At 74.1% G+C, this 25,418-nt stretch carries 21 protein-coding genes; 7 read left to right on the top strand and 14 right to left on the bottom strand.

Annotation, left to right across the window (positions count from 1 at the left end):
- Positions 1–5: 5 nt before the first annotated feature.
- The 3 genes from SL103_RS11205 to SL103_RS11195 all read left to right on the top strand — a co-directional run bounded on the left by SL103_RS11205 (position 6) and on the right by SL103_RS11195 (position 3,593).
- Positions 6–1,610: a glycerol-3-phosphate dehydrogenase/oxidase gene (locus SL103_RS11205; RefSeq protein ID WP_069568716.1), complete on the top strand. Its 1,605-nt coding sequence runs from the start codon at positions 6–8 to the stop codon at positions 1,608–1,610.
- Between the two features lie 210 nt (positions 1,611–1,820).
- A complete protein-coding gene (locus SL103_RS11200; protein WP_069568715.1) occupies positions 1,821–2,861 on the top strand; it encodes a hypothetical protein in 1,041 nt (346 codons plus the stop codon).
- A 60-nt stretch (positions 2,862–2,921) separates the two neighbouring features.
- Positions 2,922–3,593 carry a FadR/GntR family transcriptional regulator gene (locus SL103_RS11195; RefSeq protein ID WP_069568714.1) on the top strand — a complete coding sequence of 224 codons (672 nt, stop codon included), beginning with the start codon at positions 2,922–2,924 and terminating at the stop codon, positions 3,591–3,593.
- Between the two features lie 147 nt (positions 3,594–3,740).
- Here SL103_RS11195 and SL103_RS11190 read toward each other — a convergent pair whose 3' ends face one another.
- The 8 genes from SL103_RS11190 to SL103_RS11155 form a co-directional block, all read right to left on the bottom strand.
- Complete coding sequence (locus SL103_RS11190) at positions 3,741–4,511, bottom strand: 3-oxoacyl-ACP reductase family protein (protein WP_069573616.1); 771 nt, start codon at positions 4,509–4,511, stop codon at positions 3,741–3,743.
- A 205-nt stretch (positions 4,512–4,716) separates the two neighbouring features.
- Positions 4,717–5,550: an amidohydrolase family protein gene (locus SL103_RS11185; RefSeq protein WP_069568713.1), complete on the bottom strand. Its 834-nt coding sequence runs from the start codon at positions 5,548–5,550 to the stop codon at positions 4,717–4,719.
- 14 nt (positions 5,551–5,564) lie between these two features.
- Positions 5,565–6,566, bottom strand: coding sequence for an aldo/keto reductase (locus tag SL103_RS11180; protein WP_069568712.1), 1,002 nt, complete (start codon positions 6,564–6,566; stop codon positions 5,565–5,567).
- A 13-nt stretch (positions 6,567–6,579) separates the two neighbouring features.
- A complete protein-coding gene (locus SL103_RS11175; RefSeq protein WP_069568711.1) occupies positions 6,580–7,614 on the bottom strand; it encodes an ABC transporter permease in 1,035 nt (344 codons plus the stop codon).
- The gene (locus SL103_RS11170; protein WP_069568710.1) at positions 7,611–9,239 is read right to left on the bottom strand and encodes a sugar ABC transporter ATP-binding protein; all 1,629 of its coding nucleotides are present in this window, start codon (positions 9,237–9,239) and stop codon (positions 7,611–7,613) included. The genes SL103_RS11175 and SL103_RS11170 overlap by 4 nt, the downstream gene beginning before the upstream one ends.
- On the bottom strand, positions 9,239–10,270 hold the full coding sequence (locus tag SL103_RS11165; protein WP_069568709.1) for a sugar ABC transporter substrate-binding protein: 1,032 nt from the start codon (positions 10,268–10,270) through the stop codon (positions 9,239–9,241). Before SL103_RS11165 ends, SL103_RS11170 begins: the two co-directional genes overlap by 1 nt.
- A 93-nt stretch (positions 10,271–10,363) precedes the next feature.
- On the bottom strand, positions 10,364–11,161 hold the full coding sequence (locus SL103_RS11160; protein ID WP_069568708.1) for an SDR family NAD(P)-dependent oxidoreductase: 798 nt from the start codon (positions 11,159–11,161) through the stop codon (positions 10,364–10,366).
- Positions 11,158–12,510, bottom strand: coding sequence for an enolase C-terminal domain-like protein (locus SL103_RS11155; RefSeq protein ID WP_432215348.1), 1,353 nt, complete (start codon positions 12,508–12,510; stop codon positions 11,158–11,160). Before SL103_RS11155 ends, SL103_RS11160 begins: the two co-directional genes overlap by 4 nt.
- A 261-nt stretch (positions 12,511–12,771) precedes the next feature.
- On the opposite strand from SL103_RS11155, the gene SL103_RS11150 reads away from it, so the two are divergent.
- The gene (locus SL103_RS11150) at positions 12,772–13,821 is read left to right on the top strand and encodes a PAC2 family protein (protein WP_069568707.1); all 1,050 of its coding nucleotides are present in this window, start codon (positions 12,772–12,774) and stop codon (positions 13,819–13,821) included.
- A 241-nt stretch (positions 13,822–14,062) separates the two neighbouring features.
- Here SL103_RS11150 and mshC read toward each other — a convergent pair whose 3' ends face one another.
- From mshC to SL103_RS11130, 4 genes are all read right to left on the bottom strand, one after another.
- The gene (gene mshC, locus SL103_RS11145; RefSeq protein WP_069568706.1) at positions 14,063–15,292 is read right to left on the bottom strand and encodes a cysteine--1-D-myo-inosityl 2-amino-2-deoxy-alpha-D-glucopyranoside ligase; all 1,230 of its coding nucleotides are present in this window, start codon (positions 15,290–15,292) and stop codon (positions 14,063–14,065) included.
- Positions 15,293–15,411: 119 nt separating this feature from the next.
- On the bottom strand, positions 15,412–16,335 hold the full coding sequence (locus SL103_RS11140) for an SCO1664 family protein (RefSeq protein WP_079145692.1): 924 nt from the start codon (positions 16,333–16,335) through the stop codon (positions 15,412–15,414).
- On the bottom strand, positions 16,299–16,889 hold the full coding sequence (locus SL103_RS11135) for a DUF3090 domain-containing protein (RefSeq protein WP_033269936.1): 591 nt from the start codon (positions 16,887–16,889) through the stop codon (positions 16,299–16,301). Before SL103_RS11135 ends, SL103_RS11140 begins: the two co-directional genes overlap by 37 nt.
- 106 nt (positions 16,890–16,995) lie before the next feature.
- Positions 16,996–17,694 (bottom strand): histidine phosphatase family protein, encoded by a 699-nt coding sequence (locus tag SL103_RS11130; RefSeq protein ID WP_069568705.1) that lies wholly within the window; start codon positions 17,692–17,694, stop codon positions 16,996–16,998.
- A gap of 59 nt (positions 17,695–17,753) precedes the next feature.
- Between SL103_RS11130 and corA the strand changes: the two genes are divergently transcribed.
- Positions 17,754–18,749 carry a magnesium/cobalt transporter CorA gene (gene corA, locus SL103_RS11125; protein WP_079145691.1) on the top strand — a complete coding sequence of 332 codons (996 nt, stop codon included), beginning with the start codon at positions 17,754–17,756 and terminating at the stop codon, positions 18,747–18,749.
- A 36-nt stretch (positions 18,750–18,785) separates the two neighbouring features.
- Here the strand turns inward: corA and SL103_RS11120 are convergent, their stop codons facing one another.
- Both SL103_RS11120 and SL103_RS11115 read right to left on the bottom strand, forming a co-directional pair.
- The gene (locus tag SL103_RS11120) at positions 18,786–19,574 is read right to left on the bottom strand and encodes a hypothetical protein (protein WP_069568703.1); all 789 of its coding nucleotides are present in this window, start codon (positions 19,572–19,574) and stop codon (positions 18,786–18,788) included.
- A 286-nt stretch (positions 19,575–19,860) separates the two neighbouring features.
- Positions 19,861–20,916, bottom strand: coding sequence for an LLM class F420-dependent oxidoreductase (locus SL103_RS11115; RefSeq protein WP_069568702.1), 1,056 nt, complete (start codon positions 20,914–20,916; stop codon positions 19,861–19,863).
- Between the two features lie 335 nt (positions 20,917–21,251).
- Between SL103_RS11115 and SL103_RS11110 the strand changes: the two genes are divergently transcribed.
- Together SL103_RS11110 and SL103_RS11105 are read left to right on the top strand one after the other, a co-directional pair.
- On the top strand, positions 21,252–22,235 hold the full coding sequence (locus tag SL103_RS11110) for an aldo/keto reductase (RefSeq protein WP_069568701.1): 984 nt from the start codon (positions 21,252–21,254) through the stop codon (positions 22,233–22,235).
- On the top strand, positions 22,232–24,805 hold the full coding sequence (locus SL103_RS11105; protein WP_069568700.1) for a helix-hairpin-helix domain-containing protein: 2,574 nt from the start codon (positions 22,232–22,234) through the stop codon (positions 24,803–24,805). Before SL103_RS11110 ends, SL103_RS11105 begins: the two co-directional genes overlap by 4 nt.
- Positions 24,806–25,418: the final 613 nt, after the last annotated feature.

The raw sequence follows: 25,418 nt of genomic DNA, 5'->3' as shown, positions 1-25,418 counted from the left end.
ACATCATGAGCACCCTGCAGAGCGCCCCGGCACTCGGGACGCACCCGGCCCACGGTTCGCACGCGAGCCGCGCCGAGACCCGGGAGCAGCTTTCCAAGGCAACGTACGACCTCCTGGTGATCGGTGGCGGCATCCTGGGCATCTCCACTGCCTGGCACGCCGCGCAGGCCGGGCTGCGGGTGGCCCTGGTGGACGCCGGCGACTTCGCCGGCGCCACCTCCTCCGCCTCCTCCAAGCTGCTGCACGGCGGTCTGCGCTACCTGCAGACCGGCGCGGTCAAGCTGGTCGCGGAGAACCACTTCGAGCGGCGTGCGGTCTCCCGTGAGGTGGCACCGCACCTCGCCAACCCCCTGACCTTCTACCTGCCGGTCTACAAGGGCGGCCCGCACGGCGCGGCCAAGCTCGGCGCGGGCGTCTTCGCCTACTCCGCGCTCTCCGCGTTCGGTGACGGCGTCGGCCACGTCATATCCCCGGCCAAGGCGCAGCGCGACGTGCCCGAGCTGCGGACGGAGAACCTCAAGGCCGTGGCCGTCTACGGCGACGACCAGATGAACGACTCCCGGATGGCCCTGATGACCGTCCGTGCCGCGGTCGCGGCCGGCGCCACGGTCCTCAACCACGCCGAGGTCACCGGACTGCGCTTCACCCAGGGCCGGGTCACCGGCGCGGAGCTCAAGGACCGCACCGACGGCCAGGAGTTCGGCGTCAACGCCCGCCTGGTGCTCAACGCCACCGGCCCGTGGGTCGACCACCTGCGCAAGATGGAGGACCCGAACGCGGCCCCCTCCATCCGCCTGTCGAAGGGCGCGCACCTGGTCCTCAAGCGCACCTCCCCCTGGAAGGCGGCGCTGGCCACCCCGATCGACAAGTACCGCATCACCTTCGCCCTCCCCTGGGAGGACATGCTCCTGCTGGGCACCACCGACGAGGAGTACGAGGGCGACCCGGCGGACGTCGCGGTCACCGAGAAGGACACCGCCCAGATCCTGGACGAGGCCGCCTTCTCGGTCCGCGACCAGCAGCTGTCGCGCGATCTGATCACGTACTCCTTCGCGGGTCTGCGGGTGCTGCCCGGCGGCCCCGGCGACACCTCCAAGGCCAAGCGCGAGACGGTGGTGACCGAGGGCAGCGGCGGCATGCTGTCGGTGGCCGGCGGCAAGTGGACGACCTTCCGCCACATCGGCCGTACGGTCATGAACAAGCTCGCCGCGCTGCCCGGCCACCCGCTGGCCGACGACATGGAGCCGATCGCGCACCTGCCGAAGAAGCTCCCGCTGCCCGGTATCGCCAACCCCAACGCGGTCGCGCACCGGCTGCTCGTCGACGGCGGCACGCCCGGCCCGCGGATGGCCCCGGAGACCGCCCGTCACCTCGCCACCCACTACGGCTCGCTGTCCTTCGACATCGCCCGGCTGGCGAACGAGGACCCGGCGCTGGCCGAGCGCATCCACCCCGACGCGCCGGAGATCTGGGCGCAGGTCGTCTACGCCCGCGACAACGAGTGGGCCGAGACGGTCGACGACGTGCTGCGCCGCCGTACGACCCTGACGATCCGCGGTCTGGACACGGAGGACGTCCGGGCCAGGGTCAAGGGCATGCTGGAGGACTGACGGCCCGCCAGGGCGGCCGGCAGCACGCCGAGTGACGATGGGACGGCCCACGGGGGGCCGTCCCGTCGTCGTATCCGCAGGCCGGAGCGCATACCGGGGCCGGGCGCGCGCAGGGTACGACGGTGACTGTCAGTGGCAGCTGCCATCATGGTCACCGCGGCATCCCGACGGGGGATGTGCCGTGGGGGGATCGGCAACGGGGGGACTGTGATGGCTCGGCGACGCCTGCGGCGTGCGGGGAAGTGGGCGGCCTGGGTGGTCGCCGTGCTCGTCGTACTGCCGGTGACGGTGGCGGGGACGGCGCTGCGCGCCCAGTACGCGGGCGCGGCCGCACCGCAGACCACGACCCGGGGGCGGGACGCCTTCTGGCTGGGGCACGCCTGGGTGGACGGACGGCGGGACGACGCCGATGTGGCGGCGCTGCGCCGCCGCCTCGAGGGCACCGGCATCCGCGATCTGTACGTCCACGCCGGGCCGTTGGAACACGACGGGACCCTGCCGCCGGCCCGCACCGCCTACCCGCGGGCGCATTGGCTGATCGCCGCGGTGCACCGCGAGCTGCCGTCGGTGCGGGTGCACGCCTGGCTGGGCGACCGGCTGGTGTACGGGCCGGGCGAGCGGGGCGGGCTGCGGCTGGCGGACGCCTCGGCCCGCGCGGCGATCGTGGCGAGTGCCCGTCAGGTGCTGGCGGACGGTTTCGCCGGGGTCCATCTGGACATCGAGCCGCTGCACTCCGACAACCCCGACTACCTCCGGCTGCTGGACCGGCTCGGGCCCGCGGTGCACCGGCGGGGCGGCGTGCTGTCCGTGGCGGTCCACCAGATCGACCCGCTGCCCGGGCTGCACCGGGTCAGCGGTGCGCTGACCGGCCACCGCAAGTGGCTCTCCCAGCGGTTCTTCGGGCAGGTGGCGCGGCGGGTCGACCAGATCGCGCTGATGTCGTACGACACCGGGCTGCCGGCCGAGAGCCTTTACGGCGGGTATGTGGCGCAGCAGACCCGGCTGGCGCTGGAGGCGACCGGCCGGCACACCGATCTGCTGATGGGGCTGCCCTTCTTCCACACCGACGACATGGGCCACCACGCCTCGGCGGAGACCGTGCGGGCCGCGGTGCGGGGCATACGGCTGGGGCTGACCCGTCAGGACCCGGGCCGCGCGCGGTTCGGTATGGCGCTGTATGTGGATTTCACCGCCACCGAGGAGGACTGGGCGGCGTACCGGAGCGGTTGGGGGCGGCCCGGCAGGACATAATGGCCCCAGACATCGGATGTCTGTGGGGTGTCCGGGCGAGTCGGGAGCGGGGAGGTCGGCATGGCGGTCACCGACGAGGCCATCGAGAAGATCAAAGGCATGATCGTCTCCGGTGCGCTGCGGCCGGGCGACCGGCTGCCCAAGGAGAGCGAGCTGGCGGCCGACCTCGGCCTGTCCCGCAACTCGCTGCGCGAGGCGGTGCGCGCGCTCTCCCTCATCCGCATCCTGGACGTGCGCCAGGGCGACGGCACCTACGTCACCAGCCTGGACCCGCAACTCCTGCTGGAGGCCATGAGCTTCGTGGTGGACTTCCACCGCGACGACACGGTGCTGGAGTTCCTCGCCGTCCGCCGCATCCTGGAGCCGGCCGCCACGGCGATGGCGGCCGGCCGGATCGGCCCCGGCGAACTGGACGCACTGGAAGCCCAGTTGGACGCGCTGGGCCCGGACCCGTCGGTGGAGGACCTGGTCGCCGGCGATCTGGAGTTCCACCGCGGCATCGTCGCGGCATCGGGCAACTCCGTGCTCTGCTCGCTGCTGGACGGGCTGTCCGGCCCGACGACCCGGGCCCGGATCTGGCGCGGACTGACACAGAAGGACGCGGTCCGGCGCACCCTCACCGAGCACCGGGCGATCCTCGGCGCGCTGCGCGACCGCGACGCGGAGGCGGCACGGGCCTGGGCGACGGTGCACATCGCCAGCGTGGAGCAGTGGCTGCGCTCCTCGCTGTGACCGGCCGGCGCGGGGCCGGGTTCCCGGTGCGGCGCGGGGCCCCGGCTCCGCACGCGGCACCGGGCACCCGGCCCCGGCCGCACGCCCGCCGGGTACGACCGCGGCCGACCGCCCCCCAACCGCGCCGGACCGCGTACGGCGGCCGTGTCAGATGGCGAAGCCGCCGTCGACCGCGAGGGACGCGCCGGTGATGTAGCGGCCGCCCTCACCCGCCAGATGGGCCACGGTCGCCGCGACGTCCGCGGCCCGGCCGTACGCCCCCAGGGCGGTCAGCCCGGCCTGCAGCGGCGCGCTCTCGCCGTCCGCCGGGTTCATGTCGGTGTCGATGGGGCCCGGCGTCACGAGATTGGCGGTGATGCCGCGCGGGCCCAGCTCCCTGGCGAGGGTCCGGGTCAGACCGGAGAGCGCGGCCTTGCTGGTGGCGTAGAGGCTGCCGCCGGGGAAGGCGACCCGCTCGGCCATGCAGCTGCCGATGGAGATGATCCGCCCGCCCTCCGTCAGATGGGCGGCCGCGGCCTGCGCCGCCAGGAACGGCGCCCGCACATTGGTCCGCAGCACCCGGTCGATGTCCTCCAGGGAGAGCTGCTCGAACGGGCCGAGCACACCGACGCCCGCGTTGTTGACCAGGATGTCCAGCCGCCCGAACCGGTCCACGGCACCCGCCACCGACGACCACACCGCCTCCGCGTCACCGCTGTCGGCCGGTACCGCCCAGGCGCTCCCGCCGGCCCCCTCGATCTCCTTGACGACCTGCTCGGCCGCCTCCGCGCGGCTCCGGTAGGTCAGCGCCACCGCCGCGCCGTCGGCGGCCAGCCGCAGCGCGATCGCCGCACCGATCCCCCGGCTGCCGCCGGTCACCAGCGCCACCTTGCCGGCCAGCGGCCGGTCGCCGCCCTCACCCCGCACCGCCGCCGTCATCGGGGCCATCACCGTCGCGGTCATCGTCGTCACCTTCACCTCGGTCGGTCGTCCGCTGGGGACGAGCACCGCGGCCGCCCGCGGTACGACTCGATCCTCGGCCGCGGCGGGCCCCGGAGCTGGCGGAATCCGGACGGGAACCCGGCGGCCCGCGGCGGCCGTTGCGCTCCCTCCGGCGGACCCGGGGCGGCCCGGAGGACGCCGCCTACCGCTCGCCGAGGCCGTACACCCGCCGCGCGGTGCCCCCGAAGACCGCCGCGCGCTCCGCCGCGGTCAGCCCGCCGGTGGCGGCCTCCGCCACCGCGACGACCTCGTCGTAGCCGGCGGCCAGGGTGCACACCGGCCAGTCGGAGCCGAACATCACCCGGTCCGGGCCGAAGACGTCCAGCACGTGCCGGGCGTACGGCAGGAGCTGCTGCGGCCGCCAGGTGTCCCAGTCGGCCTCGGTGACCAGCCCGGAGAGTTTGCAGCTGACGTTCGGCAGCCGGGCGAGCGCGGTGAGCCCGTCGGCCCAGGGCTGCCGGCCGCCCGTCGCCACCGCCGGTTTCGCGGCGTGGTCCACGACGAACGCCAGCTGCGGCAGGGCCCGCGCGGCGGCCTGCGCGGCGGGCAGTTCGCGCGGGGTGACGAGCAGGTCGTAGACCAGCCCGGCGCCGGCCAGCGCACCGAGGCCGCGCAGCACGTCGGGCCGGGTGAGCCAGGCGGGGTCCGGCTCGTCCTGCACCTGGTGCCGGACGCCGGCCAGCCCGGCGGGCAGCGCCGCGAGGACCTCGGCGAGCGCCGGATCGGTCAGGTCGGCCCAGCCGACGACACCGGCCACCGGCCCCTCCCCCGCCGCGACGGCGAGCAGTTCGGCGGTGTCCTCGTACGACGACACCGACTGGACGAGGACCGTGGCGTCGATGCCGTGCGCGGTCAGGTGCGGGACGAGGTCGGCCTGGGTGTACCGGCGGCGGATCGGATCGGCCCAGGGCCCGTCCATCCACGGCTGCGCACGCCGCGCCGGGTCCCACAGGTGGTGATGGGCGTCGATACGCATCGGGCGCTCCCGGCTCAGTCGTTCAGGGGCAGCGGCAGCCCGGCGTCGAGGAGGCCGCGGTCGACGAGGGCGTGCCACAGCGCGTCGGGCACCGGATGGTGGAACAGGGCGGCGTTCTCGGCCATCTCCTCGGGCGTGGCCGCGCCCACCACGGCCGCGGCCACGGCCGGGTGCCCGAACGGGAAGCGCAGCGCCGCCGCCTTCAGGGGCACACCGAACTCCTCGCACACCGCCGCGAGGCGCCGCGCCCGGGCGAGCGGCCCGGGCGGCGCGGGCGCGTAGTCGTACGGGGCGCCGGGCGACGGGTCGGCCAGCAGACCGGAGTTGTAGACACCGCCGACGACGACCGAGCTGCCGCGCCGCTCGCACACCGGCAACAGATCGTCGTGGGCGGTGCGCTCCAGCAGGGTCCAGCGGCCGGCGCAGAGCACCACGTCCACATCGAGGTCGGCGACCAGCCGGGCCAGCACCCCGCTGTCGTTCATGCCGAAGCCGATGGCGCGCACGACCTTCTGCGCGCGCAGCTCCGCCAGGGCCGGGAAGCCGGTCTCGTACACCTCGCGCAGATGGTCCTCGACGTCGTGCAGATAGACGATGTCGACGGCATCCACCCCGAGCCGTTCCAGGGACGCCTCCAGCGTGGCGCGGATGCCGTCGCGGGAGAAGTCGCGCACCCGGGCGCGGGCGGGGGTGGCGACGAAGCCCTGACCCTCCGGGGCCTCTCCCGCCGCGAGCGGCCGCAGCCGGCGGCCCACCTTGGTGGAGAGGGTGTAGCCGGCCCGGTCGCGGCCCCGCAGCGCCCGGCCGAGCCGCTCCTCGGACAGGCCCACGCCGTAGTGCGGCGCGGTGTCGAAGTAGTGGGCGCCGGCGGCCAGGGCGGCCCGTACAACGTCCTGCGCCCGGTCCTCGGGCACCGCGCGGTAGAGGTTGCCGAGCGGTGCGCAGCCGAGGCCGAGCGGCGGAACGGTGACGCCGGTGCGGCCCAGTTCCCGCGGCCCCTGCGGCGGAAAGCGCATGACGACGGCCCCCTCAGTCCTGCTTCTCGCCGCTGGTGAAGCGGGAGATGACCAGCGCGATGATGATGATCATGCCGTTGAGGAACTGCGTCCACAGCGGCGGCACCCCGCCCAGCGTCATCACATTGATCACCAGCTGGAGCGTCAGCACCCCGGTCAGGGCACCGAAGAGGGTGCCGCGGCCGCCCTTGAGGCTGATGCCGCCGATCACCGCGGCGGCGAAGACCTGGAAGATCCAGCCGTTGCCCTGGCTCGCGGACACCGCGCCGTAGTGGCCGGTGTAGAGGATCCCCGCGAAGGCGGCGAGCAGCCCGCCGACGGCCAGCACGATCCAGGTGATCCGGTCCACCCGGATGCCGGCCGCGCGGGCCGCCTCCGGGTTGCCGCCGATCGCGTAGAGCGCCCGCCCGTGCCGCAGGTAGCCCAGCGCCGCGCCGCCCAGCGCGAAGAGGGCGAGGCAGATCCACACGGCCGCGGGGACACCGAGCCAGTCGGCCTTGCCCAGGTAGGCGAAGGACGCGGGGACGTCGCCGATCGACTGCCCCTCGGAGATGCCCACCTGGAGGCCGCGCAGCATGGTGAGCATGCCGAGGGTGGCGATGAAGCCGTTGACCCGCAGCTTGAGGATGAGGAAGCCGTTCGCGGCGCCGACCGCCGCACCCACGGCCAGGCACAGCGGGACCGCCGTCCAGGGCGGGAACAGCTCCAGCCCGGCGAACCGGGCCCCGTGCGCGGGCATCACCAGCCACAGCGCGAGCACCGGCGCCAGCCCGATGGTGGACTCCAGCGACAGGTCCATCCGCCCGCTGATCAGGATCAGCGCCTCGCCGAGCACCAGCAGGCCCAGCTCGGTGGACTGCTGGACGACACCGATGAGGTTGTCCCGGGTCAGGAACGCGGGCGAGACGATGAAGCCGATGACGCCCAGGACGAAAATCACCGGCACCAGGGACAGGTCCCGCCAGCGGGCCGGGTCGAGCCGGGGCCGGCCGCGCCGCGGCGCCCGGTCCACCGCGCCCGCGGCCGGTGGCGATGCGGTCTCGGTCATGACGCGGTCCCTTCCGTTCCTTGCGTTTCTTCCGTTCCCTGCGTTTCTTCCGTTCCTTCGGTGTCCCGGTCGGCGGGGCGGCCCGCGCCGGCCGGGGCGCGCGGGCCGCCGGACCCGTCGCCGCCGCCCACGCCCTCCATGGCGGCGACCAGCTCGTGGTCGCGCCAGCCGGCGCCGAACGCGGCGGTGACCCGGCCGTGGAAGACCGTCAGCACCCGGTCGCAGACCCGCAGGTCGTCCAGCTCGTCGGAGACCAGCACGGCCCCGCTGCCGCCGTCCGCGACGTCCCGCACGACGCCCAGCAGCGCGTCCTTGGACTTGACGTCGACCCCGTTGGTGGGCCGGACGGCCACCAGCACGGCGGGCTCCCGGGCCAGCGCCCGGGCGATCACCACCTTCTGCTGGTTGCCGCCGGAGAGCCCGGACACCGGCTGGCCGGGCCCGGTCGCCTTGATGTCCAGCGCCGCGATCATCCGCCGGGCGAACTCCCGCGTCCTGGACGGCAGTACGGTCCCCATCGGCCCCAACTGGTCGGCGACGGTCAGGGTGGCGTTCTCGGCCACGCTGCGGCCCGGCACGAGGCCCTCGCGGTGCCGGTCCTCGGGGACGTAGCCGATGCCCGCCTCCAGGGCGTGCGGCACGCTGCCCGTACGCACCGGCCGCCCCCGCACCGAGATCCGCCCGCGGTCCGGCGCCCGCAGCCCCACCAGCACCTCACCGATCGCGGTGTTGCCGCTGCCGGTGGCGCCGGCGAGGCCGACCACCTCACCGGCCCGCACGGTCAGGTCCAGCGGCGCGAAGTGCCCGTCCAGCGCCAGCCCTTCGGTCCGCAGCACCGGCTCACCCGGCGGGCGCGCCGCCGTACGGCTGCGCCGCGCGGCACCGGCCTGTTCCCCCGTCATCGCCGCCACCAGCGCGTCCTCGGGCAGCTCCGTGACCGGCGCGGTCAGCACGTGCCGGGCGTCGCGGAACACGGTGACGGTGTCGCACAGCTCGTAGACCTCCTGGAGGTGGTGCGAGATGAACAGGAAGGCCACGCCCCGGGCGCGCAGCGCGCGCAGCCTGGCGAAGAGCCGGTCGATGCCCGCGGCGTCCAGGCGGGCGGTGGGCTCGTCGAGGATGATCAGCCGGGCGCCGAAGGACAGCGCCCGGGCGATCTCCACGAACTGCCGCTGCTCGACGCCGAGATCCTTGATCCGGGCGGCCGGGTCGGCGTCGACGCCGTATCCGGCCAGCAGCTCCCCGGCCCGCTCGCGCAGCGCCCGCCAGCGGATGACCCGCTCCCCCTGGAAGCGGCCCAGGTAGAGGTTCTCCGCGACGGTCAGCTCCGGCACCGTCATCGACTTCTGGTAGACGCACGCCACCCGGCGCTGCCAGGCGGCGGTGTCGCCCCAGCCGGGCGCCGGTTCGCCGCCGAAGGTGACCCGGCCGGCGTCCGGGCGCTCCATGCCGGTCAGCACCGACACCAGGGTCGACTTGCCGGCGCCGTTGCGGCCCACCAGGGCGTGCGCCTCCCCGGCCCGTACGGTCAGCCCGGCGCCTTCGAGGGCGACGGTGGGGCCGTAGCGCTTGACGATGCCCTCGGCGCGCACCGCCGCCGGCCGGCCGTCGGTCCGCCCGGCCACTACTTCTTCTTCTCCAGCTGATTGGCCCACAGCTTCGTGTCGTCGACGTTGGCCTTGGTGACCAGGGGCGCCGGCAGCTGGTCCTCCAGCCCGTTCTTGATCTTCACGATGGTGGAGCCGTGGTCGGTGGGTCCGGGCCGGAAGGTCTTCTTCTCCAGCCCCGCCCTGGCGTAGTACAGCGCGTACTTGGCGTAGAGGTCGGCGGGTTGGGAGAGGGTGGCGTCGATCCGGCCGGCGCGGATGGCGTCCAGTTCGTCGGGGATGCCGTCGTTGGAGATCACGGTGATGTGCCCCGGGGACCCGGCCGGCTTGAGGAGCTTCTTCTGCTCCAGGAGGGCGAGGGTGGGCTGCAGGAAGGCGCCGCCGGCCTGCAGGTAGATCCCGTCGAGGTCCGGGTGCTGGGCGAGCAGGCTCTGCAGCTTGGCGGAGGCCACCTCGCCCTTCCAGTCGGTGGCCAGCTCATGGACGGTGATCTTCGGGAACTTCGTCCGCATGCAGGACGCGAACGCCTCCGACCGGTCCCGCCCGTTGATGGAGCTGAGGTCGCCCTGGAGTTCGGCGACCCGGCCCCGGCCGCCGAGCCGCCGGCCGAGGTACTCGCAGGACTTCTCCCCGTAGGCGCGGTTGTCGGCCCGCACCACCATGTAGACCTTGCCCTCGTCGGGCCGGGTGTCCACGCTCACCACCGGGATCTTCTTCTCCGCCAGCCGCCGCAGCTCCGCGGCGATGGCCCCGGTGTCCTGCGGGGCCATCACGATGGCCTTGGCGCCCTGGTCGGTCAGCGCCTGGACGTTGGAGACGACCTTGGCGATGTCGTTCTGCGAGTTGGACAGCGGCAGCGCGGCCGGACCGCCGTGGTCCAGGTCCTTTTCGAGGTACTGCTGGTAGGAGTTCCAGAAGTCGGTGTCCGTACGGGGCATGTCGATGCCGATCCGGCCGCCCGCGGCGTCGCTGCCGCGATTGCAGCCGGCGAGCGCGGCGGTGGCGAGCACCGCGGCACAGGCCGCCGCGCCGGTGGTACGCAGTCTCATGGTGGTCCCTCGGTCGTGGTGTGCGGATCCCCGGCCCCGCCTCCTCCGGGGGAGATACGGGGAAAGGTCGCGGGGGCAAACGGACGAGCCGGTTCAGGTCGCGGGCCGCAGCCGCAGCCCCTGCATCCCCCCGTCGACGGCGAGCGCGGTACCGGTGATGCCGGAGGCGGCCGGCGACGCCAACGAGACGATGGCGGCGGCCACTTCGTCAGCGGTGACCATCCGGCCCATCGGCTGGCGGGCGTGCAGCGCGGCCCGCTCGGCGGCCGGGTCGTCGGCCCGTTCCAGCAGCCGCCCGATCCACGGGGTGTCCGCGGTGCCCGGGTTGACGCAGTTGACGCGGATGCCCTCCCGGAGGTGGTCGGCGGCCATCGCCAGCGTCAGCGACAGCACCGCGCCCTTGCTCGCGCTGTACAGGGCGCGCTGCGGCAGCCCGGCGGTGGCGGCGATGGAGCAGGTGTGGGTGATCGAGACGGTCCCCGGGGCGCCGGCGGCGGTACGGCGCAGATGCGGCAGCGCGGCCCGCGCGGTGCGCACCAGCCCCAGCACGTTGACGTCCAGGACCCGGCCCCACTCCGCGTCGTCGTTGTCCTCGACGGTGCCGATCGCGCCGATGCCCGCGTTGCCGACCAGGGTGTGCAGGGCGCCCAGCTCCGCCACCGCCTGCTCGACCGCGGCCCGTACGGCGGCGTCCGAGGTCACCTCGGCGGTGACGCGGACCGCCCCGTCCGGCGCCCCGGCCGGGTCGCGGTCCAGCACGGCCACCCGCGCGCCGCGCGCCATCAGCAGGGCCGCGGTGGCCGCCCCGATACCGGAACCGCCGCCGGTGACCACGGCGGCCATCCCCGCGAAGTCGGCCGGCGGCCGGCCGGCGTGTGCTCCGGTGCTCATGCGGAGACCTCCTGTTCGCCCGGCTGCCGGGACCGGTCGTGCGGGGGCCGGCGGGCGCGCCACACCGGTCCGTCGGGGAAGCGGTGGGCGGCGATCGACGCCGGCTTCATCCGCGCCGAGAAGCCGGGCGCTGCCGGGGCGCGGTAGCGGCCGCGCTCGACGACGACCGGTTCGGTGAAGTGGTCGTGCAGATGGTCGACGTACTCGATGACCCGGTCCTCCCAACTCCCGGACACCGCCACGTAGTCGAACATCGCCAGGTGCTGCACCAGCTCGCACAGCCCCACCCCGCCCGCGTGCGGGCACACCGGGACGCCGTACTTGGCGGCGAGCAGCAGGATCGCCAGGTTCTCGTTGACCCCGGCCACCCGCGCCGCGTCGATCTGTACGAAGTCCACCGCCCCGGCCTGCAGCAGCTGCTTGAACACCACGCGGTTGGCGACGTGTTCGCCGGTGGCGACCTTCACCGGCTGCCCGGAGCGCACCGCGGCGTGCCCCAGCACGTCGTCCGGGCTGGTCGGCTCCTCGATCCAGTGCGGGGTGTACGGCGCCAGCGCGGTCATCCAGCGGACCGCCTCGGCCACGTCCCAGCGCTGGTTGGCGTCGACGGCGATCCGTACGCCGGGCCCGACGGCGTCCCTGGCGAGCCGCAGCCGCCGCCGGTCGTCGTCGAGGTCGGCGCCCACCTTGAGCTTGATCTGTCCGAACCCGTCGGCCACCGCCTGTTTGGCCAGCCGCACCAGCTTGCCGTCGTCGTAGCCGAGCCAGCCCGGCGAGGTGGTGTACGCGGGGTAGCCCTCGGCTCTGAGGCGGGCGGCGCGCTCGGCCCGGCCGGGTTCGGCGGCCCGCAGCAGGTCCAGTGCCTCGGCGGGCGTCAGCGCGTCGGTCAGATACCGGAAGTCGACCAGCGAGACCAGTTCCTCGGGTGTCATTCCGGCCAGGAACTCCCACACCGGCAGCCCCGCCCGGCCGGCGGCCAGGTCCCAGGCGGCGTTGACCACCGCTCCGGCCGCCATCTGCGTCACCCCCTTCTCGGGGCCGAGCCAGCGCAGCTGGGAGTCGTGGGTGAGGTCGCGGTGCAGGGCGGCGAGGTCCGCGGCGGTGGCGGGTGCGGGGCGGCCGACGACGTACGGCGCGAGCGACCGGATCGCGGCGGCCATGACATCGTTGCCGCGCCCTATCGTGAAGCAGAAGCCGTGCCCCTGCGGCCCGCCGTCGGTGTGCAGCACGACGTAGGCGGCGGAGTAGTCGGGGTCCGGGTTCATGGCGTCCGAGCCGTCGAGCTGCTCCGAGGTGGGGAAGCGGACGTCATGGACCTCGATCCCGGTGACGGTGTCGGTCACGGACATGCACATGCCCCCTGAGATGTTGCGGAAGAACATCGGACCTTTGCCGGTCATCCGATGTATAGACCCGCGTGCAAGACGGCGTCCAGACCCCGTACGGAAGTTAGGTGATCGGAGTCGGACACAGATCGGATGAATCGGATCTCATTCGTGCACAGGGGCTGCGGACCGGCACCGCACACGCCGTAGTCTGGTGACGCACGCAATGGAACTGCTGCCGGCGGCCGCCCCCACACGGCCGAACCGGTCGGAAGGAGGCGCTGGGTGATCGAGCTCGAGGGGGTGCCCGAGCTGATCGACCCGGTCATGGTGGCCGCGTTCGAAGGCTGGAACGACGCCGGCGACGCCGCCTCCGCCGCGGTCGCACATCTGGACCGGGAATGGAAGGGAGAGGTCTTCGCCGCGCTGGACGCCGAGGACTACTACGACTTCCAGGTGAACCGCCCCACGGTCTTCCTGGACGGCGGCGTACGCAAGATCACCTGGCCGACGACCCGGCTCTCCGTGGTCCGCGTCGGCGACGCGAACGGCAAGGGCCGGGCGCGCGACCTGGTCCTGGTCCGCGGGATCGAACCCAGCATGCGCTGGCGTTCGTTCTGCAACGAAATCCTGGGCTTCGCCCATGAGTTGGGGGTGGAGATGCTGGTGGTGCTGGGCTCCCTGCTCGGCGACACCCCGCACACCCGCCCCGTCCCGGTCAGCGGCGTCACCTCCGACGCGGACCTGGCCCGGCGCCTGGACCTGGAGGAATCCCGCTACGAAGGCCCCACCGGCATCGTCGGCATCCTCCAGGAAGCCTGCACGCACGCCGGGGTCCCCGCGGTGAGCCTGTGGGCCGCGGTGCCGCACTACGTCTCCCAGCCGCCCAACCCGAAGGCCAGCCTCGCGCTGCTCAACCGCCTGGAGGACCTCCTCGACATCAGCATCCCGCTGGGCGAGCTGAGCGAGGACGCGCGGGCCTGGCAGCTGGGCGTCGACCAGCTGGCCGCCGAGGACAGCGAGGTGGCCGAATACGTCCAGTCCCTGGAGGAGGCGCGGGACACCGCGGACCTCCCGGAGGCGTCCGGCGAGGCCATCGCCCGCGAGTTCGAGCGCTACCTGCGCCGCCGCGACCCGCAGGCCGGCCCGGGCGTGGCTACCGAGGGCGGGCTCACCGAGGGCCGCGACAGCTCCTACCTCCGCGACACCACCAGCGGCCGCACCCGCCCGCCCCGTCCGGTCTCCAAGGACCAGCGCGAGCCGCGCCCCACGGACGAGGCGGAAACGGACCCCGAGTCCCCGGAGGACTCCGGGGACCGCCGCGACGAGGACTGACCGAGGTCCGTTCCGTCGCCCCGCCGGCGGGCGCTCTCCCGGCAGGTGCCGGCTCCGAGGACGACGTCCGCGGGACCGGCACCACACCCGGCAGGCAACCGCCCGCCGCTGCGACGGGCGGTTCGCACGGCGGGAAACCCGGCAACGCACGCGGCCCCGCGGTGCGCCACCGCGGGGCCGGAACGAGGGGCGCCCCCGCTCCCGCGAAGGCGCCCCGAGGGACGAACTCAGCCGCCGGCTGTCAGAGCGCCACGCCCAGCAGCGCGTCGACCGTGCGCGAGACGAGGCCGGGCGCGCCCTCGTCGGTGCCGCCCTCCGCCTCCTGCGTCGCGGCCCAACGGTCCACCGCGGCCAGCGCGGCCGGGGAGTCCAGGTCGTCGGCGAGGGCCGCGCGGATCTCCTCCAGCAGGGCCTCGGCCGGCGGGCCGTCGGGGCGGGAGACCGCCGCGCGCCAGCGCGCCAGCCGTGCCACCGCCTCCTCCAGCACCGCGTCGGTCCACTCCCAGTCCGCCCGGTAGTGGTGCGCGAGCAGCGCCAGGCGGATCGCCGCCGGGTCGGTGCCCTCGCGCCGCACCTTCGAGACGAAGACGAGGTTGCCCTTCGACTTGGACATCTTCTCGCCGTTCAGGGCCACCATGCCGGCGTGCACGTACGCCTGGGCGAACGGGTGCTCGCCGGTGAGCGCCTGGGCGTGCGAGGCGCCCATCTCGTGGTGCGGGAAGGCGAGGTCGGAGCCGCCGCCCTGCACGTCGAAGCCCATCCCGAGGTGGTCCAGGGCGATCGCGACGCACTCGATGTGCCAGCCGGGCCGGCCGCGGCCCAGCGAGCCGCCGTCCCAGCTCGGCTCGCCGTCGCGGGCGGCCATCCACAGCATCGGGTCGAGCGGGTTCTTCTTGCCCTCGCGCTCCGGGTCGCCGCCGCGCTCGGCGGACAGCAGCCGCATCGCCTCGGCGTCCAGGCCGGAGACCTCACCGAAGTGCGGGTCGGAGGAGACGGAGAAGTAGATGTCGCCGTCCAGCTCGTAGGCGGCGCCGGCGTCGCGCAGCCGCTCCACCAGCGGGACGATCCCGGGTATCGACTCGACGGCGCCTATGTAGTGGCGCGGTGGCAGCATCCGCAGGGCCGTCATGTCCTCGCGGAACAGGGCGGTCTCGCGCTCGGCGAGCGCGGTCCAGTCGTCGCCGGTCTTCTCCGCCCGCTCCAGCAGCGGATCGTCGACGTCGGTGACGTTCTGCACGTAGTGCACCTGGCGCTTCGTGTCGAGCCACACGCGCTGAACCAGGTCGAACGCGTTGTAGGTCGCCGCGTGCCCCATGTGGGTGGCGTCGTACGGCGTGATGCCGCAGACATAGATACGGGCGACGGGACCGGGGGCGAGGGTCACCCGTCCGCCGGTCGCGGTGTCGTGGATCCTCAGGTCGCGGCCCTGACCAGGCAGGGCGGGGACCTCAGAAGCGGGCCATGCATGCATGCCATGAGCGTAACCGGACGGAGGTTCCGCATACGAACCGGATCACGGGTCTTGGCCGGAAAGGCGGTCTTGTGTTTGACGGCGCGACGTGCAAAGGCACGTCGGGGTGCGGTTCCGGGTCAGACGGGCGGCCAGGGGATCGCGGGCCATTCCCCGCTCGGCTCCGGGTGCCGGCCGCTGCGCAGCAGCCCCGCCACACGAGCCCGCAACCCCTCGATCTCGGCCTCCGTGATCAGTTCGGCCAGTCGGGCGGCCAGCGGCGCCGCGTCCGCCAGCGCCGTCCGCAGACCGCGCAACACCTCCACGGCCTCCGCCGGCAGCGGCTCCCCCGCCCAGCCCCACAGCAGGGTGCGCAGCTTGTCCTCGGCGTTGAAGGTCACACCGTGGTCGATGGCGAAGAACCGGCCGTCGGCGCCGGGCAGCAGATGCCCGCCCTTGCGGTCACCGTTGTTGATCACCGCGTCCAGCACCGCGAGCTGCCGCAGCCGCGGGTGGTCGGCGTGCACCAGCAGGGCGGTACGGCCCTCCCCCAGCTCCGCGAAGCCGACGGCCTTCCAGCCGGGCCCCGGCTCCTCGTCCTCCACCAGGGCCAGCAGCTCGGGCACCTCGTCGCTGCTCTCCGGCGGGTCGATCCACTCCTGGACCATGCCGGTGCCGTACGGGCCCTCGCGCAGCACGGTCGGCGGGATCAGGTCCCAGCCGCAGGCACGGGCGACCTCGTAGGCGGCGACCTCGCGCTGGGCGAGGGTGCCGTCGGGGAAGTCCCACAGCGGGCGCTCGCCGGCGACCGGCTTGTAGACGCAGGCGGCGCTGCGGCCGTCGTGCTCGACGGTGCAGTACAGCACCGCGTTGGACGCCTCCTGGATGCGGCCGCGGACGGTCAGCTCACCCTCGGCGAGGAAGGCGTCCGACAGGCCGGCGGCGGGCTCCGGCGCGGCCGCGGCCCGCGCCGGGGCGGCGGGGCCGGGCAGCGGCCCGGCCGGCTCCGCGGCCGGCTCGCCGCCGCTCAGGCGTCCCGTCGGTATCCGTTCTGGCGCGGGCATACGTGTCCCTCCGGGTCGAGCGGCAGGCTGCACAGCGGGCACGGCGGGCGGCCGGCGTTGACGACCTCCAGCGCCCGCTTGGCGAACGCCCTGGCCATGGTTCCGGTGAGGCGCACCCGCAGCATCGGCGGGCCGTTCTCGTCGTCCTGGAGCAGCCGCTCCTCGGCGTCGGCGAGCGCCTCGTCGCTGTCGGCGTCCAGCTCGACCAGCGCCTGCGCCTCGACGATCATCCGCTCGTCCTCGCCGTCCCAGGCCAGCGCCATCGTGCCGACCCGGAACTCCTCCTCCACGGGGGTCTCCAGCGGGGCGGTGTCGGCGAGTTCGGCGGGCGAGACGGCGGGCACCGGGGCATTGCCGCCGCTGCGCCGTACGACCTCGTCCAGCAGCTCGTCGATCCGCTCGGCGAGCGCCGCGACCTGCGTCTTCTCCAGAGCGACGCTGGTCGTGCGGCCGGCGGCGGTCGCCTGGAGGTAGAAGCTACGGCGGCCAGGCAGCCCGACCGTACCGGCCACGAAGCGGTCCGGCGCGTCGTAGAAGAACACCTGACGGGACAACGTCCTGCTCCGATTGCTCGACTGCGGGGTCACTGCGGTCGCTGCACGTCCCGCTGACCGGGGCGTGGCGGGCAGCGCCGTCGCACCACCCTACTGCGCCGACTGATCACGCTGCGCCCGCGCCACCGCCGACGGCCGCGTCCCGGCCGTCGCCCGGGACCGCCCCGTCCTCCCTGGGCACGAGGGACGCGAAGTCGCCGGTGTCGCCGAGCCGGACCAGGTAGGGCCGCAGCCTGGTGTAGCGGACGACGGTGACCGAGCAGGGCTCGACGGAGATCCGCTGGAACAGGTCGAGGTGCATGCCCAGCGCGTCGGCCACCAGCGCTTTGATGATGTCGCCGTGCGCGCACATGGCGTAGACGGCCTCCGGGCCGTGCGCCGCCTCGATGCGGGCGTTCCAGTCGCGCACCGCGTCCACCGCGCGGGCCTGCATGGCACGCATCGACTCCCCGCCGGGGAAGGCCGCCGCGGACGCGTGCTGCTGGACGACCTCCATCAGCGGCTCGTCGGCGAGCTCGGCGAGTTTGCGGCCCGACCAGTCGCCGTAGTCGCACTCGCTGATCCGGTCCTCGACGTGCAGCGCGAGCCCCGGCCGGGCCGCCAGCAACGGCGCCACGGTCTCCCGGCAGCGCTGCAGCGGACTGGAGACGACGGCGGCAAGCGGCACCCGCGCCAGCCGGGCGGGCAGCGCGGCGGACTGGGCGGCGCCGCGCTCGTCGAGGGCGACGCCGGGCGCCCGCCCGGCGAGCACTCCGGCGGTGTTGGCGGTGGAGCGGCCGTGCCGCACCAGGATCAGCGTGGGCATGACCGCCAGCCTACGTTCCGCGGCCGCCGTCCTGGCACGCGCCCGGGGTACGCGCGAGAATGCCAGATGTGATCGTGGACTGCGCCATCTACCGGGAGGGCCGCCGCACCGAGTGCGCGACCGACTTCGCGCACGCCCTCGACGCGGCCCGGGCCGAGGGCCACTCCTTCATGTGGCTGGGGATGCACGAGCCGACGGCGGAGGAGTTCGAGCGCGTCAGGTCCGAGTTCGCGCTGCACCCCCTGGCGATCGAGGACGCGCTCAAGGCCCACCAGCGGCCCAAGCTGGAGGTCTACGACGACTCGCTGTTCATGGTGCTCAAACCGATCACCTACGACGACAAGGCCGACACGGTGACCTCCTCGGAGGTGATGGTCTTCGTCGGCGACTCGTTCGTGGTGACCGTGCGGCACGGGGAGGCCAGCCCGCTGGCGGCGGTGCGGCGCCGGCTGGAGGAGCATCCGGAGATCCTGCGGCACGGCCCCGGTGCGGTGCTGTACGCGGTCAGCGACGCGGTGGTCGACCACTACATCGAGGTGGCCGCCGAACTCCAGCTGGACATGGAGGAGTTGGAGGCGGAGGTGTTCGCGCCGGTGCGCGGCCGGGACACCCGGAACACCGCCGCCGAGATCTACGCGTTCAAGCGCGAGGTGATGGAATTCCGTCGGGCGACCGGCCCGTTGGCGGCGCCGATGGCCCGGCTGCAGAATCCGGGAGTGCCGTTCGTGCACGCCCACGCCCGGCCGTTCTTCCGCGACGTCGACGACCACCTCACCCGCGCCAACGAGTCGGTGGACGGCCTGGACCGGCTGCTCTCGGACATTCTCTCCGCCCACCTGGCGCAGATGGGCGTTCGGCAGAACGACGACATGCGCAAGATCTCCGCGTGGGCGGCGCTGGCGGCCGTACCGACCCTGATCGCCGGGATCTACGGCATGAACTTCGAGAACATGCCGGAACTCAAGTGGCACCTGGGCTACCCCGCGGTCCTGGTACTGATGGTCCTCATCGAGGTCTCGCTCTACCGCCTGTTCAAGCGCCGCGGGTGGCTGTGACCCGCGGCGGGAGGCGTACGGCGGCGACGGCCCGGCTCAGGCGAACTCCGGCGCGGAGGTGGCCGGACCGCCCAGCGGGTCCGACCGCTCGGGCTGTGCCAGGGTGACCATCCGCCGCCAGCCGCCCAGCCGCTCGTAGCCGTACACCGCCCGGATCCCCGCGGCGAGGGCCGTGGACTTGGCCTTCGGCCAGTGCAGGAGGCGGCCCATGTGGCCCATCACCGCCAGGCTGACGTCCCGGTAGACGGCCATCTCGGCGTGCGCGCACTCGCGCAGCACCCGCTGGATGGTCCGGCCGTGCCCCGCCCGGGCCAGCCTGAGCAGCTCCTCGTGGCAGTAGGCGAGGTGGTTGTCCTCGTCCTGGGCGATCATCCGGACCGCCTTGCCCACCTCGGGGTGGTCACCGAAGTACCTCCTGAGCAGCTCCATCTGGTCGGCGGCCCGCTGCTCGGTGACCCGGCTGTGCGCGAGGTAGGTGATGACGTCCAGCTCGGTGAGCGGCTCGTCGCGGCGCAGCTTGTCGTGCGCCAGGCCGATCCCGCGCCGCTCCAGGAGCATCGTGTAGTCGGTGTCCTCGGGGACCTCGGCGGGGGTCAGCCCGCGCCGGCGCATCAGGGCCTGGAAGATCCGGCCGTGCTTGTCCTCGTCGGCGCCGTGCCGGGCGACCTTGGGCGCCAACCCGCGCAGCGACGCGGGCAGGAGCGCGGCGATCCGGCCGTTCTCCCAGCCGCCCTGGGCCTCGCCGCTGGCCGCTATGGAACAGAACAGTCGGTAGGAGTTGTCGTTGTCGACGATCTCCTGGAAGACACTGCGGGCCGAGAACATTTGCGCCACCTCCGAACGGACACACCCGTAAAGAAAAAGTCAAATGGGGCGTTCCGGTCGCGGCAACCGGAGCCGCCACCCATTCGGCCGTTCGGCTGACGCACGGCCGGCGAGGAGGCGTAACCGGGCCGTCGGCCGCCGCGTTGAGCAGCGTGACGGCCGTGGCGGGGAAGATCCCCCGAGCCCCCACCACGGCCGCAGACCTCACGAAGCCCGGCGCCCCAGGCGCCGGGCTTCGTACGTGCCGGGCCGGGAACTCACCGCGGGCCCGGCGCCGCGCGCGTCCTCACGCGAGTCCGGCGCGCTCCAGGGCCTCGGTGCCCGCCCGCAGCGAGGCCAGCCGGTCCTCCAGCGTGAAACCGGCCGGGGCCAGCGTCAGCGTGGTCACGCCGGCCGCCGCGTAGCCCTGCATCCGCTCGGCGATCCGCTCGACGGAGCCGAGCAGCGTCGTCTCGTCGATCAGCCGCTCCGGGATCGCGGCGGCGGCGCCGTCCTTGTCCCCCGCCAGGTACTTCTCCTGGATCTCCGCGGCTTCCTTCTCGTAGCCCATGCGCTGCGCCAGCTGGTTGTAGAAGTTCTGCTTGGGGCTGCCCATGCCGCCGACGTACAGCGCGGTGTACGGCCGGAACATGTCGGCCAGCGCGCTGACGTCCTTGTCCGCGCCCACCGCCAGCGGCAGCGTCGGACAGACGTCGAACCCCTCCATCGTCCGGCCCGCCTTCTCGCGACCCGCCCTCAGGTGCGACAGCGCGGTCTCCTCCAGATGCTCGACGGACGGGAAGATCAGCAGCGCGCCGTCGGCGATCTCACCGGTCTGCGCCAGGTTCTTCGGGCCGATCGCGGCGATGTAGAGCGGGATGTGCTCACGCTGCGGGTGCACCGTGAGCTTCAGCGGCTTGCCCGGACCGCCGGGCAGCGGCAGCGTCCAGTGCTCGCCCTCGTAGGAGAGCCGCTCGCGCGCCATCGCCTTGCGGACGATCTCCACGTACTCACGGGTGCGCGCCAGCGGCTTGTCGAACTTGACGCCGTACCAGCCCTCGGAGACCTGCGGACCGGACACCCCGAGGCCCAGCCGGAACCGGCCCCCGGAGAGGGAGTCCAGGGTCGCGGCCGTCATCGCGGTCATCGCGGGGGTACGCGCCGGGATCTGGAAGATCGCCGAACCGACGTCGATGCGCTCCGTCTGGGCGGCGACCCAGGAGAGCACCGTGGCGGCGTCGGAACCGTACGCCTCGGCCGCCCAGCAGACGGAGTAGCCGAGGCGGTCGGCCTCCTGCGCCACCGCGAGATTGTCGGAGTCCATCCCGGCGCCCCAGTAGCCGAGGTTGATGCCAAGCCTCATGCCGCTCCCCTTACCCATCAGTAACGTCGCTGTTCCGGGGACTGTAGCGCGCACAAGAGTGTCGTCAAAGCCCCTGCCCCGGGGCCCTCCCGGCTCCTGCCGCCGGGGCGACGGGCCTCCGCGCCGCTCCCGCGGCCCGCCCCCCGGCACACCGCCCCGGCCCCCGGCCCCCGCCGGACCGCTCCCCCGCCCGGCCTCCCCGCGTCCCCTCGCCCCTCCCCTCGCCACGGGCCGCAACCGGGCACAACCGGGCGCCGCGGGCCACCACCGGGCACCACCGGCGGGTTGTCCACAGGTCCCCTGATCCCGGCCCCCGGCGCGTAATCTCAAGCCTCATGGAGCAAAGGCACCTCGGCCGAACGGGCCTTCGCGTGTCCCGTCTCGGACTCGGCACCCTCAACTGGGCCCGCGACACGGACGAGCAAGAAGCCGCCGACCAGCTCAAGACGTTCTGGGAGGCCGGCGGCACCCTCGTGGACACCGCCGACATCTACGCCGACGGCGGCGCCGAGTACCTGCTGGGCCGGCTGACGGAAGGACTCGTTCCGCGCGACGACCTGGTGATCGCCACCAAGGCCGGCAGCGTCCTGGAGCCGGACCGCCGGGTCGACTGCTCCCGGCGCCACCTCCTCGCCGCCCTGGACGCCTCACTGGAGCGGCTGGGCACCGACTACGTCGACCTGTGGCAGCTGCACGCCTTCGACCCGCACACCCCGCTGGAGGAGACCCTCCAGGCCCTCGACCTGGCCGTCACCAGCGGCCGGGCCCGCTATGTGGGGCTGGCGAACTTCTCCGGCTGGCAGCTCGCCAGGGCCGCCACCTGGCAGCTCGCCGCACCCGGCATACGCAACCCACTGGCCGGCACGCAGATGGAGTACTCCCTCCTCCAGCGCGGCATCGAACGCGAGGTGCTGCCCGCCGCGCTGGACCTCGGCATCGGCGTCCTGCCCTCCTCCCCCCTCGGCAGAGGCGTGCTGACCGGCAAGTACCGCCATGCCACCCCGGCCGATTCACGCGGCGCCTCCGACCACCTGGCGGGGTTCGTGGCGCCCTACCTCGACGAGACCGCGAGCCGGGTCGTCGAGGCGGTCACCACCGCCGCCGACGGACTGGCCGTCACCCCGCTCCAGGTCGCGCTCGCATGGGTGCGCGACCGCCCCGGAGTGACCGCGCCGATCGTTGGCGCACGCACAGCGCAGCAGCTCAGAGCGGCATTGTCAGTGGAGACCCTTAGTCTTCCTGACGAGATCTGCCGGGCGCTGGACGATGTATCGGCTCCGGTGCACCACTATCCCGACCACGACTGGAGCACGCTGTGAGTACCGACCGCCGCGCCGGCGAAACCCCGCCCGAGCAGCAGGGAGCGAAGGAGTCCCCGGCGGCCGGATCGGGGAAGGCGACCGCGGCGGCGCTGGCGGCGGCCGTCCGGGCCGTGGAAACCGGCGAACGCTCGGCGGCCTCGTTCTTCACCGAAGCCCCGCGCCCCGCCCGCCCGACCGCACCCACCACCGGCCCGGACCGCGGCCCCGGCACCGGCCCGGGCACCGCCCCCGCGCAGGGCGGCACCACCCCGCCCCCCACCGCGCCGCCGGCACAGCACCCCGCTCCCCAGCCCGCGGCCCCCGCAGCCCACCCGGTCGCCGGCACCCCGGCGCCCTCCCCCGCCGGCCCGCCGGCCGACGCCACCGCCACCCCTCCGGCCGCACCCGCGCCTCCCGCCGCCATGCCGGCCGGCCCGACCGCCCCCGGCCTCGACGGCGTACGGCAGATCCTCGCGGCGGGCGGGGCACCCGAGTCGCTCGCGGAGAAGGCCGCCGAAACGCTCGGGGAGCGGGCCGCCGAGACCCTGCGGGAAGACCCCTGGCAGCTCCTCGGCGTACCTGGGGTGCGCCCCGAGCAGGCCGACGGCTTCGCACGCGCCCTGCTGGGCGCCGCAGCCGGGCCGGGCGACGAACGACGCGCCCAGGCACTGGTCGGCTGGCTGCTGGAACAGGCCGCCGTCGCGGGCCACTCCGCCCTGGAGGCCGCCGCCCTGCGCACGGCGCTCGCCCAGCGCTCGGTGCCCGACCCCGACGACGCCCTGCAGACCGCCATCGCCGAGGGAGCCGTACTGGTCTTCCAGGACGCCATCGACGAGCCGGGCCGGGCACGCCCCGCCCAGGAAGACGACGAGGACGCCGAAACCCCGGTCCGGATCCTGCTCGGCCTCGACCGCTTCGCCATGGCCGAGGAAAGCGTCGCCGACGGCCTCGCCCGCCTCCTCAACACCTTCGAACCACACGAATCCCCCGAGCCGGACGAAGCACCGGAAGCCGCGGCACCGGAAACGCCCCCCGCCGCCCCGGAACCCCCCTCGCCGCAGGACACCGCCCCACCCACCGACGACGCGACGCCCGACACGGAGCAGGACGCACCCGCCGCGGAACAGGCGGCCTCCACTCCGGAACAGGGCACACCCGCCGCGGACGGGGCAGCCGACGAGCCGGAACGGCAGGCAGAACAACCGACGGAACGGCCAACAGACGAAACCGCGCCATCAACCGCGCCCTCGGACGAAACCGCGCCATCAGGCGAAGCGCTGAACGCGATGACCACCGTGGAGGCGGTGACGCCGGCGGACGAGGCGACGGACTCCCCCCTCCCCCCGCGCCCCTCCCCCGCCGACTGGGAGGCCGCGGCGGCCGCCGCCCCCTCGCCGTCCGCCGCCGAACTGATCCGCGCCGTCGCGGACAGCGGCCTGGTGGCCCACACCGGCGCCGAGGCGGCTCGCGCCGAGCCCGCCGCGCTGATCGCCGCCGCCCGCTCGCTCGGCCTACGCGCCTACGGCGCCACCCACACCACAAACGGCCGCCACCGCCTGGCCACCCACCTGACCGACCCCACCACCTCCACCTCCACCTCCACCTCCGCTTCCGCTTCCGCCGTGACCGTGTCCGGCCTGCTCTCCGGCCAGGAGGGCCCCGGCCGGGACGCGGACGGCACGCTCGCGCTCGACCTGCTCGTCGTGCTGGACGCCCCGCAACTGGACCTGGAGACCGCGGCGCTGCTCGTCGAGTCGCTGGCCGACGGCACCCGGCTGGTCCTCAGCGGCGACCCGGGCGTCCTGTGGTCGGCGGGCCCCGGCCGCCTCTTCGCCGATCTCCTCGCGGCCCGCTTCTGCCCCCAGGTCGCCTCCCGCACGCCGGACTTCGGCCCGATCGGCGAGCTGGTGTCGGGCATCGGCATCGGCGAACTGAGCCAGGTCGAGGCGCCCGGCAAGGAAGTCGTGATCGTCCCGGTCCGGGACGCCGGCGAGGCCGTGCACCGCACGGTCCAGCTCGTCGCCGACTCCGTGCCCCGGGCACTCGGTGTCCCCGCCGACGAGACCCAGGTCATCACCGTCGGCCACGGCGGCGCCGCCGGTACCCGCGCGCTGAACACCGCCCTCAAGGAGCGGCTCAACCCCGGCCCCGGCCGCTTCGGCGGCTTCGACCCCGGCGACCGCGTCGCCCACACCCCCACCCCCGGCCGCACCCTGACCGGCACCGTCACCGGCGCGGACGCCGCAGGGCTGCACCTCACCTGCGACGGCACCGCCCGCGTGGTACCGCGCGATCAGGTCGCCGACGGCGCCGTCCGCCACGCCTGGGCCCTCACCGCCCACCAGGCCGCCGGCATGCGCTGGCCGGCCGCGGTGGTCGTGCTCCCCGGCGACGCGACCGCCGGCCTGACGCGCTCCTGGGTCTACACCGCCTTCAGCCGCGGCGAACGCCACCTCTCCGTGGTCCAGGGCGCCGACCAGGCCCTCGCCCAAGCCGTCACCGAGGTCCCCGTCAAGCCCCGCACCACCCGCCTCCGCACCCTCCTCCAACTCCACTCCACCGCCACCGCCCCGGACCCCACCCAGTAACCACAGAAGGTAACGAAGACTGCGGAACTAATAACTCTCAGTAATCGTTGCCGTATAAGAGGAGGCAGCGGCCAAGCAAGGAACCACAGGCCGCACCCCCAGCAAACACAAACAAGGCCGCGCCCAAGCACTCACCCACGCAAGGACGCGGCCCACACAAACCCACCAGCCCCCCCGGACAACCCCGCCCTCCCGCCCCAGAGCCCCTCCACAGCCCACCCAACTGCGCCGCCCAGAACCCTTCCGCAGCCCGCACACCCCCGCCGCCCGGACCCCTCCCACAGGCCGCACCACCCGCCGATCGCCCCGCACCCAGCAAGCGACGGGGGGCGGCGCCAGCGGGGAGCTGGAAGGGCAGGGGACGGGGCAGGGAGGGCGGCAGGCGGGGCCAGCGGGGAGCTGGGAAGACGGGGCAGAGAGGGCGAGGGCGGGGAACGCGGACGACGGAGAGGGCAGGGAGGGCGGAGCGAGAACGCGCCGCAACGGGCGGCTGGCCCGGGCGCCTGGCCCGGGGGCCGGCCGCGACCGTGCCCGCCGTGCTCAAGCCACCGAATGGGGCCCCGGAGCCCCCTCCCCAGGCCGCCGGACGCGGCCGCCCCGGGCCCCGGGCCGC

This window comes from Streptomyces lydicus, from assembly GCF_001729485.1.
GTDB lineage: Bacteria > Actinomycetota > Actinomycetes > Streptomycetales > Streptomycetaceae > Streptomyces > Streptomyces lydicus_D.
This window is presented reverse-complemented; position numbering and strand designations above follow the sequence as displayed.